The sequence below is a fragment of the Vogesella lacus genome (assembly GCF_979366295.1).
Map to the genome: position 1 here is coordinate 235,582 of NZ_CEETQT010000002.1, position 14,077 is coordinate 249,658.

A 14,077-nucleotide genomic window follows, 5' to 3' on the forward strand; every position below is an offset into this window, starting at 1 on the left:
GGGTTGCCCCGGCTTTTTTGTGAACAGCTGTCAGATCAGTTCTTGGACTGGTCAACCAGCTTGTTCTTGGCGATCCATGGCATCATGGCGCGCAGTTCGGCACCGACTTTTTCGATCGGATGATCGGCATTCAGGCGACGACGGGCAGTCATGCTTGGATAGTTGGTCTTGCCTTCCAGGATGAACATCTTGGCGTATTCGCCGGACTGGATGCGGTACAGCGCCTTTTTCATGGCTTCCTTGGTGGCGGAAGTCACGACTTCAGGGCCGGTCACGTACTCGCCATACTCCGCGTTGTTGGAGATGGAGTAGTTCATGTTGGCGATACCGCCTTCGTACATCAGGTCCACGATCAGTTTCAGTTCGTGCAGACATTCGAAGTAGGCCATTTCCGGTGCGTAGCCGGCTTCAACCAGGGTTTCGAAACCGGCTTTCACCAGCTCGACCGCGCCGCCACACAGTACGGCTTGCTCGCCGAACAGGTCGGTTTCGGTTTCTTCGCGGAAGTTGGTTTCGATCACGCCGCCCTTGGTGCCGCCGTTGGCCGCAGCATAGGACAGGGCGATGTCACGCGCCTTGCCGGATTTGTCCTGGTACACAGCGATCAGGGTCGGTACACCACCGCCCTTCACGTACTCGGAACGCACGGTGTGGCCCGGGCCTTTCGGGGCAACCATGATCACGTCCAGATCTTCGCGTGGCACGATCTGGTTGTAATGCACGTTGAAGCCGTGAGCGAAAGCCAGTGCCGCGCCCTGCTTGATGTTGGCCGCGATTTCCTTGTAGTACACGTCCGGCTGCGATTCGTCCGGCAGCAGGATCATCACAACGTCAGCAGCTTTTACCGCTTCGGCAACTTCACGAACCTGGTGACCGGCTGCTTCAGCCTTTTTCCACGATGCGCCATCCTTGCGCAGACCGACGATCACGTTGACGCCGGACTCTTTCAGGTTTTGCGCGTGGGCATGACCCTGCGAGCCATAACCGATGATGGCAACCTGCTTGCCCTTGATGATGGAGAGGTCCGCGTCTTTGTCGTAGAAAACTTGCATTTTTATGTCCCTATTGTTATCGGGCAGCGGGTAGCCACCCTGGTGATATTTAGATCTTCAGTATACGTTCGCCACGACCAATTCCGGATGCACCAGTACGTACCGTTTCCAGGATCACTGCACGGTCGATCGCCTCGATAAAGGCGCCCAGCTTTTCACTTGTACCAGTCAGCTCGATGGTGTAGGTCTTTTCCGTCACGTCGATGATGCGACCGCGGAAGATGTCAGCCATGCGCTTCATCTCCTCCCGATCCTTGCCGGTGGCACGGACCTTGATCAGCATCATTTCGCGTTCGATATGGTCGGACTCGTTGAGGTCAATCACCTTGACCACCTCGATCAGCTTGTTGAGCTGCTTGGTGATCTGTTCGATGACTTCGTCAGACCCATGGGTAACGATAGTCATCCGTGACAGTGTCGGATCTTCGGTAATCGACACCGTCAGCGAATCGATATTGTATGCGCGGGCAGAAAAAAGTCCTACTACTCGCGACAGGGCGCCGGCTTCGTTTTCCAGCAGAATAGAAAGAATGTGTCTCATCCTTGGCCTCAGCACATATTGCCGTAGTCACGGTTGTTCTCGAACGGGGCGATCTGCAGGTCACGCATATGCGCCGGCAGGTCCATCTGGTCCAGACCCTTGCCGTTCTGGATCATCGGGAACACGTTCTCGGACTGGTCGGTACGGAAGTCGAGGAAGACCAGACGCTCTTTCAGCGCCGGGCTGAATGCCTCGCGCAGTACCGGCTCGACATCGGCCGGATTCTCGACCTTGAAGCCGATATGGCCATAAGCCTCGGCAATCTTCACGAAGTCCGGCAGTGCGTCCATATACGACTCGGAATAGCGCGTGCCGTAGAAGAACTCCTGCCACTGGCGCACCATGCCCAGATAACGGTTGTTCAGCGCAATCACCTTCACCGGGGTGTGGTACTGCTTGGCAGTAGACAGCTCCTGGATATTCATCTGGATCGAGCCTTCACCGGTAATGCAGGCCACTTGCGCATCCGGATTGGCCAGCTGTGCGCCGATGGCGGCCGGCAGGCCAAAGCCCATGGTGCCAAGACCACCCGAGTTCAGCCATTGCTTGGCACGCTTGAACGGGTAGTACTGCGCGGCCCACATCTGGTGCTGGCCCACGTCGGAAGTAACGATGGCATCACCACCGGTAATCTCGTACAGCTTCTGCACCACGTACTGCGGCTTGATGAACTCGGTAGACGGGGTGTACAGCAGGCTGTTGTAGCTGCGCCATTTTTCGATCTGCTGCCACCAGTCAGCCAGCGGCTCGGGCTCGATACGCTGGTTGTTCTGCTTCATCAGGTCGATCAGATCGCGCAGTACATGCTTCACGTCACCCACGATAGGCACGTCCACTTTCACGCGCTTGGCGATGGAGGACGGGTCGACGTCGATATGCACGATTTTCTTCGGCTGCGACAGGAAGTGCGATGGCACGCTGATCACGCGGTCGTCAAAACGCGCACCCACGGCAATCAGCACATCGCAGTACTGCATCGCCATATTGGCTTCGTAAGTACCGTGCATGCCGAGCATGCCGAGGAACTGGCGGTCGTCACCCGGATAAGCACCCAGACCCATCAGGGTATTGGTGCAAGGTACGCCCAGCATTTTCACCAGCTCGGTGACTTCGGCCGAAGCATTGCCCTGCACCGCGCCACCGCCGACATAAATGTACGGACGCTTGGCACCGGCCAGCAGGCTGGCGGCTTTCTTGATCTGGCCCGGATGACCACGGGTCACCGGCACGTAGGAGCGGATGCTCACGCTTTCCGGATAGTGGAACTCGGCCAGACGCTGGGTCACATCTTTCGGAATATCAACGACTACCGGGCCCGGACGACCGGACGCAGCAATGTAGAAGGCCTTCTTGATGGTAGTGGCCAGCTCGTTGATGTCTTTCACCAGGAAGTTGTGCTTCACGCACGGGCGGGTAATGCCCACCATGTCGACTTCCTGGAAAGCATCCATGCCGATGGCAGGCGTCGGCACCTGGCCGGAGATCACCACCATCGGGATCGAATCCATATAGGCCGTCGCAATGCCGGTCACGGCATTGGTCGCGCCCGGGCCGGAGGTCACCAGCGCGACACCGACCTTGTTACAGGAACGCGAGTAAGCATCTGCCGCATGTACGGCGGCCTGCTCGTGACGTACCAGTACGTGTTTGAACTGTTGCTGCCTGAAAATGGCATCATAAATTTCGAGTACTGCGCCGCCGGGGTAGCCGAATACGAATTCGACACCTTCCTCCTGCAAGCTGCGTACCAGGATTTCCGCGCCCGATATCTGCATCATTGCCTCATTTGATTGCTATTGTGGAATGTTGTTATATGTCCCGTAGTAAATGAACTTAGCGTAACTTCGAAATAGCGGTCAAGCAGTTTTGTGCAGGTGCAAAAAAAGCGCATTTTGCTGAAAAAACAGTCACTTTTACGGATAGGCACCAAATCAGGGCTTTGCTAAGATGTTCTGTTGTGTTGTCGCTGCTTGCGGCCAACCTTTGCCATCCGGATTCTGTCCCTGCCATGACCCCAGCCCTGACTACTCCCGGCCTGCTCCGTCGCCTCGCCAGCCTCGTTTATGAAAGCCTGCTGATCGGTGCGCTGCTGATGCTGGCCTCGGCCGTGTTTACCCCGCTGATTGCCCTTGCTGGCGACTCCAGCCTGATGCATCACCTGCTGCAACTGTTCATGGCGCTGGTGCTGTTTGCCTACTTCGGCTATTGCTGGGTCAAGAGTGGCCAGACGCCGGCGATGAAGCCGTGGCGCCTGCAATTGCAGCGTGCCGATGGCAGCCTGCTCGACTGGCAACATGCCGCCATCCGTTACCTGCTGGCCCTGCTACTGTTTGTCGGCTTGCCGGCACTGGCGCTGCAGATCTGGCAGTTTCCGCTGGAGGCGCGCTTCAGCCTGACGCTGGTGATCCTGTCGTGGTGGCTGGTGCCTTTGCTGTGGGCGCTGGTTGATCCCGATCGCCAGTTTTTGCATGACCGGTTGAGCGGCACCCGCATCAGCCTGACCGCTGCCAAAAAAGACTGAGCGCAGCGAAAACCGTCAGCCAAGAAAAAGCCCGTCCAGCTGGACGGGCTTTTTTTACTGCTGGGAACTCGTTGCGTGAGCGACGAATCAGCCCTTCAAGGCATTGGCAAAGCGCTCGGCATCGCTGCCAACCACCAGATGCACCAGATTGCCAGGCAGTGCCTGCACACCTTCGGCACCCAGCGACTTCAGACGCGCTTCGTCGATCTTGTCGGCATTGGCCAGCTCGACACGCAGACGGCTGCCGGCAACCAGCTCGACCGACTTCACATTGGCTTCGCCACCGAGTGCGGCCAACCATTGTGCACGATCCACACCACCGCTCACGCTGCCACCTGCAGCCAGGAAGGCGCGGATTTCGTCAGCCACGATTTCGGCCTCAGGGCCCAATACCACCTGCACGCTACCGGCTGCCGGCTTGATCAGACCACGCGCGCCCAGTGCCTTCAGCGCGGCATCGTTTACCTTGTCATTGCTGGCTACCTGCAGACGCAGACGCGTGGTGCAGGCATCAACCGACTTCAGGTTTGCCGCGCCACCCAGTGCGGTCACAAAACCACCGGCACGGTCAGTACTCTTGCCCAGATTCACCGCCAGCGGTGCGTCGGCAGTGGCTTCTTCACGACCCAGGGTCATCAGGTCAAACTTCTTGATGAAGAACACGAACAGACCGTAGTAAACCGCAAAGTACGCCGCACCGATAGGCAGCAGCCACAGCGGCTTGGTCGAGATGCCGAAGTTCAGCACGTAGTCGAACAGACCTGCCGAGAAGCCGAAGCCCAGCTTCACACCCAGCACATGCATCAGCGCCATCGACACACCGGTCAGCACGGCGTGAATCGCGTACAGCGCCGGCGCCAGGAACATGAAGGCGAATTCGATCGGCTCGGTCACACCGGTCAGCATCGCGGTCAGTGCCATCGACAGCAACACGCCACCGACAGCGGCACGGTTTTCCGGACGGGCGCAACGGTACATCGCCAGACACGCAGCCGGCAGACCGAACATCATCACCGGGAAGAAGCCGGTCATGAACATGCCGGCAGTCTTGTCACCGGCAAAGAAACGGGTCAGATCGCCATGCACGACCTTGCCGGCCACATCGGTGAAATCACCGAGCTGGAACCAGGCGTAGGTATTGATGATGTGGTGCAGACCGGTCACGATCAGCAGACGGTTCAGTACGCCGTAGATGAACAGGCCGATTTCACCGGCGTTCATGATGGCGTGACCGGCAGCGTCAATCGCGTGCTGGATAGGCGGCCAGATAAAGCCCAGCAACCAGCCGGCAACCAGCATGGCAAAGCCGGTGGCAATCGGCACAAAGCGCTTGCCGCCAAAGAAGGCCAGATAGGATGGCAGCGCGATGTCCTTGTACTTGTTGTACAAGAGACCGGCGCTGATACCGGCAGTAATACCCGCCAGTACGCCCATATTGATCTTGGCATCAATCACCTTCAATACCGCGGTCAGTACCAGATAACCGATGGCACCGGCCAGGCCTGCAGCACCGTTGTTATCCTTGGCAAAACCGACGGCCACACCGATCGCGAACAACAGCGCGAGGTTGCCGAAAATGGCATCCCCGGCTTGCGCCATGATAGGCAGACCCAACAGGTCAGGCTGACCCAGACGTAACAGCAGACCGGCTACCGGCAGCACGGCAATCGGCAGCATGAGCGCGCGGCCCAGCTGCTGAACACCGGCAAACTTGCTAGATGTCGACATGTATTCCTCTCCTCGTCCTTTTTGCTGTGGGCCCGGCCGCCGCAAGGACAACGTCGGCCAGGTTGAAACTCAGTGCTGGCTGCTGGTTTGCTTGAGCAAGGCACGCACGGCTTGCGGCGAGCTCTGGCGCAGCAGTTGTTCGGTTTCCTGGCGACGCTGGCCATGATTGAGCTGACGCACCACGGCTTTCACCTCGGGCACCAGCGCCGGGCTGACCGACAGCTCGGTCACACCCAGACCCACCAGCACCGGCACCGCCTCCAGATCGGACGCCATCGCGCCGCAGACGCCAACCCACTTGCCATGCTGGCGCGCGCCACGCACGGTCAGCTCGATCAGGCGCAATACGGCCGGATGCAGCGGGTCAAGGTTGGCCGCAAGCTGCGGGCTGCAACGATCCATCGCCAGCGTGTACTGGGTCAGGTCATTGGTGCCGATGGACAGGAAGTCGGCATGTTCGGCCAGCTGGTCGGCCAGCAAGGCGGCCGACGGCACTTCGATCATCACGCCCAGCTCCGGACGTTCTTTCACGCCCAGCTCCAGACTCAGCGCATCCAGCCGTTCACGCACGCGCTTCAGATCCGCCACATCGGCAATCATCGGCAGCAGAATGCGCAGACGCGACAGCGGCGACAGTTGCAGCAAGGCGCGCAGCTGGGTGTCAAGCACCTCCGGCATGGCAAAGCCGGTACGGATGCCGCGCAGACCCAGCGCCGGGTTTTCTTCCGGCGGCAGCGTCAGGTAAGGCACATCCTTGTCACCACCGGCATCGAGGGTGCGGATGATGGCAGTACGGCCTTCGAGGTTGTCCAGCACCGCCTGGCAGGCGGCACGCTGTTCTTCTTCGCTAGGCGCATCGGTACGATGCAGGAACAGGAATTCGGTACGCAGCAGGCCGACACCGTCAGCACCGTTAACCACCGCGTCGGCGGCTTCTTCGGCATTGGCAATATTGGCCGCTACCTCGATGGCGACGCCATCGACGGTACGCGCCGGGGCCACGGCATTGCGGCGCAGGCTGTCACGACGAGCTTCGCGCTCGCTGATTTCCTGACGGGCTGCGGCCAAGGCTTCGGCGCTTGGTGCCGGGTCAACCCAGCCTTCGCCGGCATCCAGCCACACTTCGCTGCCAGCCGGCAGGGCCAGTGCTGCATCACCGACCGCCACCAGACATGGAATCGCCAGCGCACGCGCCAGAATCGCCACGTGATTGGTCGCGCCACCGCGTGCCAGCACCAGACCAGCCAGCTTTTCGCGTGGCAGACGAGTCAGCTGCGACGGGGTCAGATCATCTGCCGCCACGATCGCGTTTTCCGGCAATACCAGCGCGCTGCTTTCCTCACCCAGCATCGCCGCCAGCACGCGGCGCTCCAGGTCCTTCAGATCCGCCACACGCTCGGCCAGCAAGGCATTGCCGAGGCTCAGCAGCACTTCGCTCTGCTGGCGGATGGCGCTGCGATAGGCAAAGGCGGCGCTGCGGCCATCAAGTACAAAACGCTCGGCGGCTTTTTCCAGCTCCGGATCTTCCAGCAGCGCCAGATGCGCACCAAAGATCTCGCTTTCGGCTTCGGCATGACGCGCCTTGGCATGGGCGATGTCCTGTTTGATCGCATCACGCACTGCGGCCAAGGCCTTGTGCAGCGCAGTCATTTCCGGCTCGACGCCATCACCGCGCTCCTTGACGCTGCGCTCCTGCTCGGCCAGCAGCACCAGGGTGCCGACGGCCATGCCCGGCGCGGCGCATACGCCGGCCAGCTTGCCATCGTCACGCGCCTGCACCGGCGCAGCCACCATGGCAGCCTCTTTGTGGCCGGCATGGCTGGCGGTTTCGAGGGCGGCAATCATTTCGGCCAGCGCCAGCTGGGCCTGTTCGCCACGCACATGCACGCTGACGCGCGCACCTTCGGCCACGCTCAGGCCCATTACGGCAATCACGCTGCGCGGATTGGCACGCTGGCCATTACTTTCGATTTCGATTTCGGCGCTGAAACGGCGGGCCACACTTTGCAGCAACGCGCTAGGACGTGCATGCAGGCCGCCTTCATGCGCCACCACGGCTTCGCCGCTGGCACTTTCCTGCGATTCCTGATGGGTCGGCGCAGCATGGGAGACAGCATGCTGCGCCGCCACGCTCAGAAAACCCGGCTTGCCGGCCTGGGTCAGGCCCAGTGCGCCGGGGGAGAGAGCCATTTCTTCGCCATTGGTCACCACCACCACGGTGACCAGCGAAGGCACGCGACGCGCTACCGCGTCGGCATCAAAATCGATCAAGGGTTGGCCGCAGCTGACGCGCTGGCCTTTCTGCACATGCAGGGTGAAGCCGGCACCGCCCAGCTTCACGGTGTCGATACCGATGTGCATGAGGATGTCGGCACCGTTGTCGGCCCGAACGGTCACCGCGTGACCGGTAGACGACACTTGCACGACTTCGCCATCACATGGCGACAGCAGGGAAGAAGACAGCGGGTCGATGGCCAGGCCATCCCCCATCATGCCGCTGGAAAAAACCTCGTCAGGTACTGCCGACAGTGGCAATACCAGGCCGCTCAACGGCGCTGCAAGGGACAGGGTTGAGGTCATGGCGCTCCTCCATATGGGTTACGCTGCCGGCAAGAAAACATGTCGGCAGGCCAATCGGTTCATGGTTAGATCGTTTTTGTTGTGCTCCCGCCTTCAGGTCGGGAGGTGCTGCTTTCTTTTTGCATCAGCGTCTGCGCGCTGTGTGATGACAGCCATGCCTGCGGGCAACAGCTCACCCTCGCCGCAGCGCCTCTGCACGCTGCCGCGATAAGGAATTAAGTGCGTACCGCCAGACAATCCGCCGCTCAGGCGGCGCTATCCAGTGCCTCGCCTTCGATGAAGACTTGTTTCAGTTGCAATTCGGCATCCATGACCACCACGTCTGCCCACGCTCCGGCTTCCAGCCGGCCGCGATCGGCCAGGCCCAGATAGTCGGCCGGGTACAGCGACAGGCGGTTGCTGGCTTGCGCCAGCGGCACGCCGATCTGCACCAGATTGCGCAGGGCCTGATCCATGGTCAGCGTACTGCCTGCCAGCGCACCATTGGCCAGACGAACGCCGCCCATGCACTTGGTTACGGTTTGCGAGCCGAGCTTGTACTGGCCATCCGGCATGCCGGCGGCAGCGGTCGAATCGGTAACACAGAACAGTTTGGGGATGGCGCGCATGGCGGCCTTCATCGCACCGGGGTGCACATGCAGCAGATCGGGAATCAGTTCGGCATATTCGGCATGCGCAAGTGCCGCGCCGACCATGCCCGGCTCGCGATGCTGCAGACCGGTCATGGCATTGAAGAGGTGGGTAAAGCCGGAGGCGCCGTTTTCCAGCGCTTCCACGCCTTGCTCGTAGGTGCCGAGCGTGTGTCCGAGCTGGACACGAACGTTGGCCGCAGCCAGCTCGCGGATCACGGTCATGTGACCGGCCACTTCGGGGGCCAGTGTCACCAGACTGATCGGGGCCAGGCTACGGTAGTAAGTGATTTCTTCGAGGGTGGCCTCAACCGCATTGTCGGGCTGGGCACCCAGTTTGCCCTTGTTGATGTAAGGGCCTTCGAGATGAACGCCGAGGATGCGGGCACTGCCCGGCTGGCGCTGGCGGCTGAGACCGCCCAGGGCTTCCAGCACGACCTCGAGGTCTTCGCGCGGTGCCGTCATTGTAGTGGCCAGCATGGCCGTGGTGCCAAAGCGGGCATGGGTACGCGCTACTTTCAGCGCCGCCTCGCCGGCTTCCATGATGTCGACACCACCACCGCCGTGTACATGCAGATCGATGAAGCCCGGCAGGATATAGCGTTCCGGCTTGCCGCCCGAGGCCAACCTGCCCTCTACCGCAGCAATGCGTCCGTCTTCCGCCATTTGCAGCTGGCCATCCATCCAGCCGGCGCTGGTCAGCATCCGGCCTTGCAGTACACGTTTCTCGCTCATCGTCTCAGTTCTGCTACAAAGTCGTAATAATCGTTGCGACACCAGGTGTCGGTCAGCTCTATGGCTGCGTTGTCAGCGGTGAAGCCGATACGGGTAATCAGCAACATCGCCTCGCCCGGACGGATGCCGGCAATCGCGGCAATATCCGGACTCGCATTCACGGCGCGGATGTGCTGCAAGGCCCGCACAATCGAGTGCCCGTTGGCATCCAGATGCGCATACAGCGAACCACCCACTGCCTGGGGGTCTGGCAGATAAGCCAGCGGCAGCGAGCTTTGCTCGATTGCCATCACCACCCCGTCGGCCAGACGCTGTCGCTTCAATCGCGCTACCTGCGCATTTGGCGACAAGCCCAGCTTGATCACTTCCTCATGCGTGGGGGCCGCAATCGTGCGCGACAACCACACCGAGGCGGGCTCGAAGCCCTTCATCTTCAACATCTCGGTAAAACTGGTCAGACGCGACAGCGGTTGCTCCAGTCGCGGGGTGATGAAAGTCCCCGAACCATGACGCCGTCTGATCAGACCTTGCTCCAGCAACACATCCAGCCCTTTGCGGGCGGTGACACGGGAAATCCCCAGCGCATCGGAAAAGGTACGCTCCGACGGCAGCGCCTCGTCTGCCTGCCACCAGCCGGCATTGATTGCATCAGCCAGACGCCGGGAAAACTGCAGGTAAAGCGGGGTGGACTCGGTTTCGTCCGGCTTCAAACTGTTCCAGCGGTTATCCATAAACAAGCCATTCCAAAGTGGTCTTCTCGAAGGAAGGCCATTGTAGAACCGTGATTCCGGCAACAGGAAGGGAAAACCCGTGCTGTGTTTGCTGGAAATTAATACCACTCACAAACCACGTCAATACCACTAAGTGTAGTGTAGCAACTACCACCACAATTGCCGGCCATGCCGGCAAACAATTGAAATCACTATTTTGTTTATTATTGGAATTAAATTGCCGCCATTTATAGATACTTGATTTATCAGACATCAAATGTGGTATCAATCTGGTATTGAATATATAAAATCACAGAGTGTAAAAACCAAAAAACCCGACACATGCGGGTCGGGTTTTTGGCAACACATTTTACTTTTCAGGCAGGTTTGCGCGGCCGCCAGTTAATCAGCACCACCGCCAGCACGATGATCAGCATCGCCAGCATCTCGTGACTACCGACGTGCTCGCCCAGAAAAGCCACCCCGAGCAGCACCGCAATCACCGGATTCACATAGGCATAGCTGGTGGCCGCCGCCGGCGCGACATTCTTCAGCAAGAACAGATAAGCGGTATACGCCACCATCGAGCCGAAGAACACCAGATACAGCACCGCCAGCCAGCCCGCCAGCGTCGGCATCGCCAACAGGCGCTCGCCGGTGACCGCACTGGCCAGCAACAGGGTCAGGCCACCGGTCATCATCATCACCGCGCTCGACATCAGTCCCTCTGGCTGTGTCAGATGCTTGCTCCAGGCCGAGCCGAAGGCCCAGCCGGCCGAGGCCAGCAACAGGTAAAACGCACCGGATGGCGAGGCACGCAAATTATCACCAAGATTCAGCACCACCATGCCGGTAATGCCCAAGGCGATGCCGGCCAGCTCGATAGCACGCGGCTTGTGGCCAAAAAAGCGCGCAAACAGGGTAGCAAACAAGGGCACGGTCGCGACCACCAGTGCCGCCACACCTGAGGACACCTCGGTCTGCGCCAGGGTGACAAAACCGTTGCCGACAGCCGGCATCAGCACACCCAGAATCGTCGCCCCCCCAATCTGCCTGAGACCGGGGTTGGCCGCACCGCGCCAGCGCAAGATCACATACATCAGGATGCCGGCCAGCGAGAAGCGCACACCGGCCATCATGAAGGGCGGCCAGCTTTGCACGCCGATACGGATGGCAAAGTAGGTCGAACCCCAGATGATGTAGAGGGCAAAGAAGGCGGCGAGCAGCTTGAGCTGGTGCGATGTCAGATTCATGATTTTCACTCTTGAGAGCTCATCATGATGCGTGCGGCATGGCAAGACCACAAGCCGGCTTTACAGAAAAGCCTGTTCTGCGAATCTGCTCATGCCCCGACAGTCAGGCCAGCGCAAGCCGCTCACGCAAACACCACAATCCAGGCAGGCAGCCAGCACAAAGGCAGCGTTTTTTGCACCGCCTGCTTATGCCAGTGACGAGCCGGTTTTATACTGCCAGCTTCTGCCCCCTTCCCTGTCCCATGTCATGCCACGCAAACCGCATCTGCTTGCCAGCCTCGGGCTGATGCTGGCGACGGCAACAAGCCTTGCGGCCGAGCCGCAACTGATCAGCGACGAACAGCCCCCGCTGCTGTTCAGCCTGCCCGGCCAGCCCGCCAAAGGCATGCTGGCAGAAATCACCAGTCAGTTGGCCGCACAAGCCGGCAGCAGCCCGGCTTTGCGAATCGTCAGTTACCCCGAAGTGATCGAGCGGCTGGGGGCCCAGCCTGATCTGTTGTACCCGCTGGCAGACAAGCAATTGGCCGCCAAACTGGGACTGACCCTGCTCGGCCCGCTATTGCGTATTCGTGGCGAGGTGTTTGCACTCAGCAGCCAGGCAGCGCGCATACAGCAGCTGGGCGCGCAGATGCTGGGGCTGTCGACCGTAGCCGAAAGCGGCAGCAACGGTGAAATCATGGCCAAGCAGGCCGGCTTTCGCGTCTACCGCGTCAGCGATAACGATCAGGCTGCCAAACTGGTGCAATCCGGCCGCGCCCTGCTGTGGTCTACCGATAACCTGACCGCCAGCATCCAGCAGCAATTCGCTGGCGGCCAGCGACTCAGCAGCGTTCGCACGCTATACGAATACGACCTCTATCTCGGTTTTTCACGCCAGAGCGACAGCGCGCAGATCGAGCGCTGGCGACAGGCGCTCAGCAACATGAAACAGGATGGCAGCCTGCAGCAGCTGGTTCAGCGCTGGGCACCCGACTACTACCCGCCGCAACATATCGAGCTGCTCAAATACTGAAAAAGGCCGCTGGGACAGCGGCCTTTTTAACGGGAACACCCGGCTTCAGCGCACGGCCAGTCGCTGCAGGATGTTCGAGAACTCTTCCATGAACGAATCAAAACGGCCGGCCAGACGATCGACATCGGCCGCAAAACGGTTGTACGCCACCACTGCAGGAATCGCGGCAAACAGGCCGATAGCCGTGGCGATCAGCGCCTCGGCAATACCCGGTGCCACTGTCGCCAGCGTGGCCTGACCGGCATTACCCAGACCGATAAACGAATGCATGATGCCCCACACAGTGCCGAACAGGCCGATATACGGGCTGACCGAACCTACCGTGGCCAGGAAGCTGTTGTGGTGATCCAGCGCATCAAGTTCGCGCTGGGCGGCGGCACGCATCGCCCGGCGCGCGCCATCCAGCTGGTCAGATACTTCCACCCCACCCTGGCGGCGCAATTTCTGGAACTCGGCAAAACCGGCCTGGAACAGCTTTTCCACGCCGTCCGGCTCGCCGCCGCGACGGCCATTTTCATACAGGGCATTCAGGTCCGAGCCGCCCCAAAATTTCTGTTCGAAAGCCATGGTTGCCAGACGCGCGCGCCGCAGCACCGTCAGCTTGTTGAAAATGATGCCCCAGGACACCAGCGACAGCAGCAGCAGGCCAGCCATCACCAGTTGCACCAGCAGGCTTGCCTCCATGATCAGGCTGATTACCGAAATTTCTTGCACGTTTACTCCCCAGGGTCAGCGCAGTATGCGCCCCGTTTCCAGATCAATAATGGTTGATGGCTTGCGGCGTTTGCCGACACGTCCGGACAAGGTCAGTACCTTATCACCAAATACCCGACGGCAGGCCTTTGCGGATTTTAACGACTGTTTCCCCGCCAGATTGGCCGAGGTCGAGACCAGTGCCGAACCCAGCATGCGGCACAGCGCGGCCGCATCGGCGTGATCACTGACGCGCACAGCCAGCCGCTGATGGCGACCGCGCAGCAGCGCCGGCACCTTGTCTGCCGCCGGCAGCAAAAAGGTATAAGGGCCGGGCCAGTATTGTGCCAGTAATGCCTGCTGTTGCGGGCTCAGCGGCCCAACCAGCGGCTCCAATTGCGCCAGGTTGGCCGCAATCACGATCAGACCCTTGTGATTGGGTCGTCGCTTGAGCGCCAGGATGCGGCGAATGGCGCGGACATCAAACGGGTTGCAGCCCAGACCAAAACACGACTCTGTCGCATAGCCCAGTACGCCGCCGGCACGAAAACGTGCTCTGGCGGCCCGCTGCATGGCGGCACTGGCTGATCGGGTCATACACGCTCCGCTGGCTGGGCACCAGC

At 60.3% G+C, this 14,077-nt stretch carries 12 protein-coding genes; 2 read left to right on the forward strand and 10 right to left on the reverse strand.

The annotated features are described in order from the left end of the window. Positions 1–35 precede the first annotated feature (35 nt). Genes ilvC through ilvB form a run of 3 tightly spaced genes read right to left on the reverse strand, consistent with a single transcriptional unit; the run spans position 36 to position 3,368 of the window. Positions 36–1,052 (reverse strand): ketol-acid reductoisomerase, encoded by a 1,017-nt coding sequence (gene ilvC, locus ACZ9W6_RS03405; protein WP_465189676.1) that lies wholly within the window; start codon positions 1,050–1,052, stop codon positions 36–38. Between the two features lie 49 nt (positions 1,053–1,101). Then, on the reverse strand, positions 1,102–1,593 hold the full coding sequence (gene ilvN / locus ACZ9W6_RS03410) for an acetolactate synthase small subunit (protein ID WP_465189677.1): 492 nt from the start codon (positions 1,591–1,593) through the stop codon (positions 1,102–1,104). 8 nt (positions 1,594–1,601) lie between these two features. After that, entirely contained in the window at positions 1,602–3,368 is a 1,767-nt protein-coding gene (gene ilvB / locus ACZ9W6_RS03415; protein ID WP_465189803.1) for a biosynthetic-type acetolactate synthase large subunit, read from the reverse strand. A 233-nt stretch (positions 3,369–3,601) separates the two neighbouring features. Here ilvB and ACZ9W6_RS03420 point away from each other — a divergent pair, with 233 nt between their 5' ends. Further along, on the forward strand, positions 3,602–4,114 hold the full coding sequence (locus ACZ9W6_RS03420) for an RDD family protein (RefSeq protein WP_465189678.1): 513 nt from the start codon (positions 3,602–3,604) through the stop codon (positions 4,112–4,114). An 87-nt stretch (positions 4,115–4,201) separates the two neighbouring features. Here the strand turns inward: ACZ9W6_RS03420 and nagE are convergent, their stop codons facing one another. The 5 genes from nagE to yedA all read right to left on the reverse strand — a co-directional run bounded on the left by nagE (position 4,202) and on the right by yedA (position 11,749). Next, the gene (nagE, locus tag ACZ9W6_RS03425; RefSeq protein WP_465189679.1) at positions 4,202–5,842 is read right to left on the reverse strand and encodes an N-acetylglucosamine-specific PTS transporter subunit IIBC; all 1,641 of its coding nucleotides are present in this window, start codon (positions 5,840–5,842) and stop codon (positions 4,202–4,204) included. 69 nt (positions 5,843–5,911) lie between these two features. Then, entirely contained in the window at positions 5,912–8,422 is a 2,511-nt protein-coding gene (gene ptsP, locus ACZ9W6_RS03430) for a phosphoenolpyruvate--protein phosphotransferase (protein WP_465189680.1), read from the reverse strand. A gap of 245 nt (positions 8,423–8,667) precedes the next feature. Beyond that, on the reverse strand, positions 8,668–9,786 hold the full coding sequence (gene nagA / locus ACZ9W6_RS03435; protein ID WP_465189681.1) for an N-acetylglucosamine-6-phosphate deacetylase: 1,119 nt from the start codon (positions 9,784–9,786) through the stop codon (positions 8,668–8,670). Further along, positions 9,783–10,517: a GntR family transcriptional regulator gene (locus ACZ9W6_RS03440; protein ID WP_465189682.1), complete on the reverse strand. Its 735-nt coding sequence runs from the start codon at positions 10,515–10,517 to the stop codon at positions 9,783–9,785. Before ACZ9W6_RS03440 ends, nagA begins: the two co-directional genes overlap by 4 nt. Before the next feature lie 356 nt (positions 10,518–10,873). Further along, complete coding sequence (gene yedA, locus ACZ9W6_RS03445) at positions 10,874–11,749, reverse strand: drug/metabolite exporter YedA (RefSeq protein WP_465189683.1); 876 nt, start codon at positions 11,747–11,749, stop codon at positions 10,874–10,876. 247 nt (positions 11,750–11,996) lie between these two features. Here yedA and ACZ9W6_RS03450 point away from each other — a divergent pair, with 247 nt between their 5' ends. After that, positions 11,997–12,761, forward strand: a complete 765-nt coding sequence (locus tag ACZ9W6_RS03450; RefSeq protein ID WP_465189684.1) for a substrate-binding periplasmic protein — start codon at positions 11,997–11,999, stop codon at positions 12,759–12,761. A gap of 45 nt (positions 12,762–12,806) precedes the next feature. Here ACZ9W6_RS03450 and tolQ read toward each other — a convergent pair whose 3' ends face one another. Together tolQ and tsaC are read right to left on the reverse strand one after the other, a co-directional pair. Then, a complete protein-coding gene (gene tolQ, locus ACZ9W6_RS03455; protein ID WP_465189685.1) occupies positions 12,807–13,475 on the reverse strand; it encodes a protein TolQ in 669 nt (222 codons plus the stop codon). A gap of 15 nt (positions 13,476–13,490) precedes the next feature. Next, entirely contained in the window at positions 13,491–14,051 is a 561-nt protein-coding gene (gene tsaC, locus ACZ9W6_RS03460) for an L-threonylcarbamoyladenylate synthase type 1 TsaC (protein ID WP_465189686.1), read from the reverse strand. Positions 14,052–14,077: the final 26 nt, after the last annotated feature.

What these genes read in the sequence shown, in the direction of transcription:
- ilvC (WP_465189676.1), bottom strand. Translation starts at nt 1,052, where the DNA reads ATGCAAGTTTTCTACGACAAAGACGCGGACCTCTCCATCATCAAGGGC.
- ilvN (WP_465189677.1), bottom strand. Translation starts at nt 1,593, where the DNA reads ATGAGACACATTCTTTCTATTCTGCTGGAAAACGAAGCCGGCGCCCTG.
- ilvB (WP_465189803.1), bottom strand. Translation starts at nt 3,368, where the DNA reads ATGCAGATATCGGGCGCGGAAATCCTGGTACGCAGCTTGCAGGAGGAA.
- ACZ9W6_RS03420 (WP_465189678.1), top strand. Translation starts at nt 3,602, where the DNA reads ATGACCCCAGCCCTGACTACTCCCGGCCTGCTCCGTCGCCTCGCCAGC.
- nagE (WP_465189679.1), bottom strand. Translation starts at nt 5,842, where the DNA reads ATGTCGACATCTAGCAAGTTTGCCGGTGTTCAGCAGCTGGGCCGCGCG.
- ptsP (WP_465189680.1), bottom strand. Translation starts at nt 8,422, where the DNA reads ATGACCTCAACCCTGTCCCTTGCAGCGCCGTTGAGCGGCCTGGTATTG.
- nagA (WP_465189681.1), bottom strand. Translation starts at nt 9,786, where the DNA reads ATGAGCGAGAAACGTGTACTGCAAGGCCGGATGCTGACCAGCGCCGGC.
- ACZ9W6_RS03440 (WP_465189682.1), bottom strand. Translation starts at nt 10,517, where the DNA reads ATGGATAACCGCTGGAACAGTTTGAAGCCGGACGAAACCGAGTCCACC.
- yedA (WP_465189683.1), bottom strand. Translation starts at nt 11,749, where the DNA reads ATGAATCTGACATCGCACCAGCTCAAGCTGCTCGCCGCCTTCTTTGCC.
- ACZ9W6_RS03450 (WP_465189684.1), top strand. Translation starts at nt 11,997, where the DNA reads ATGCCACGCAAACCGCATCTGCTTGCCAGCCTCGGGCTGATGCTGGCG.
- tsaC (WP_465189686.1), bottom strand. Translation starts at nt 14,051, where the DNA reads ATGACCCGATCAGCCAGTGCCGCCATGCAGCGGGCCGCCAGAGCACGT.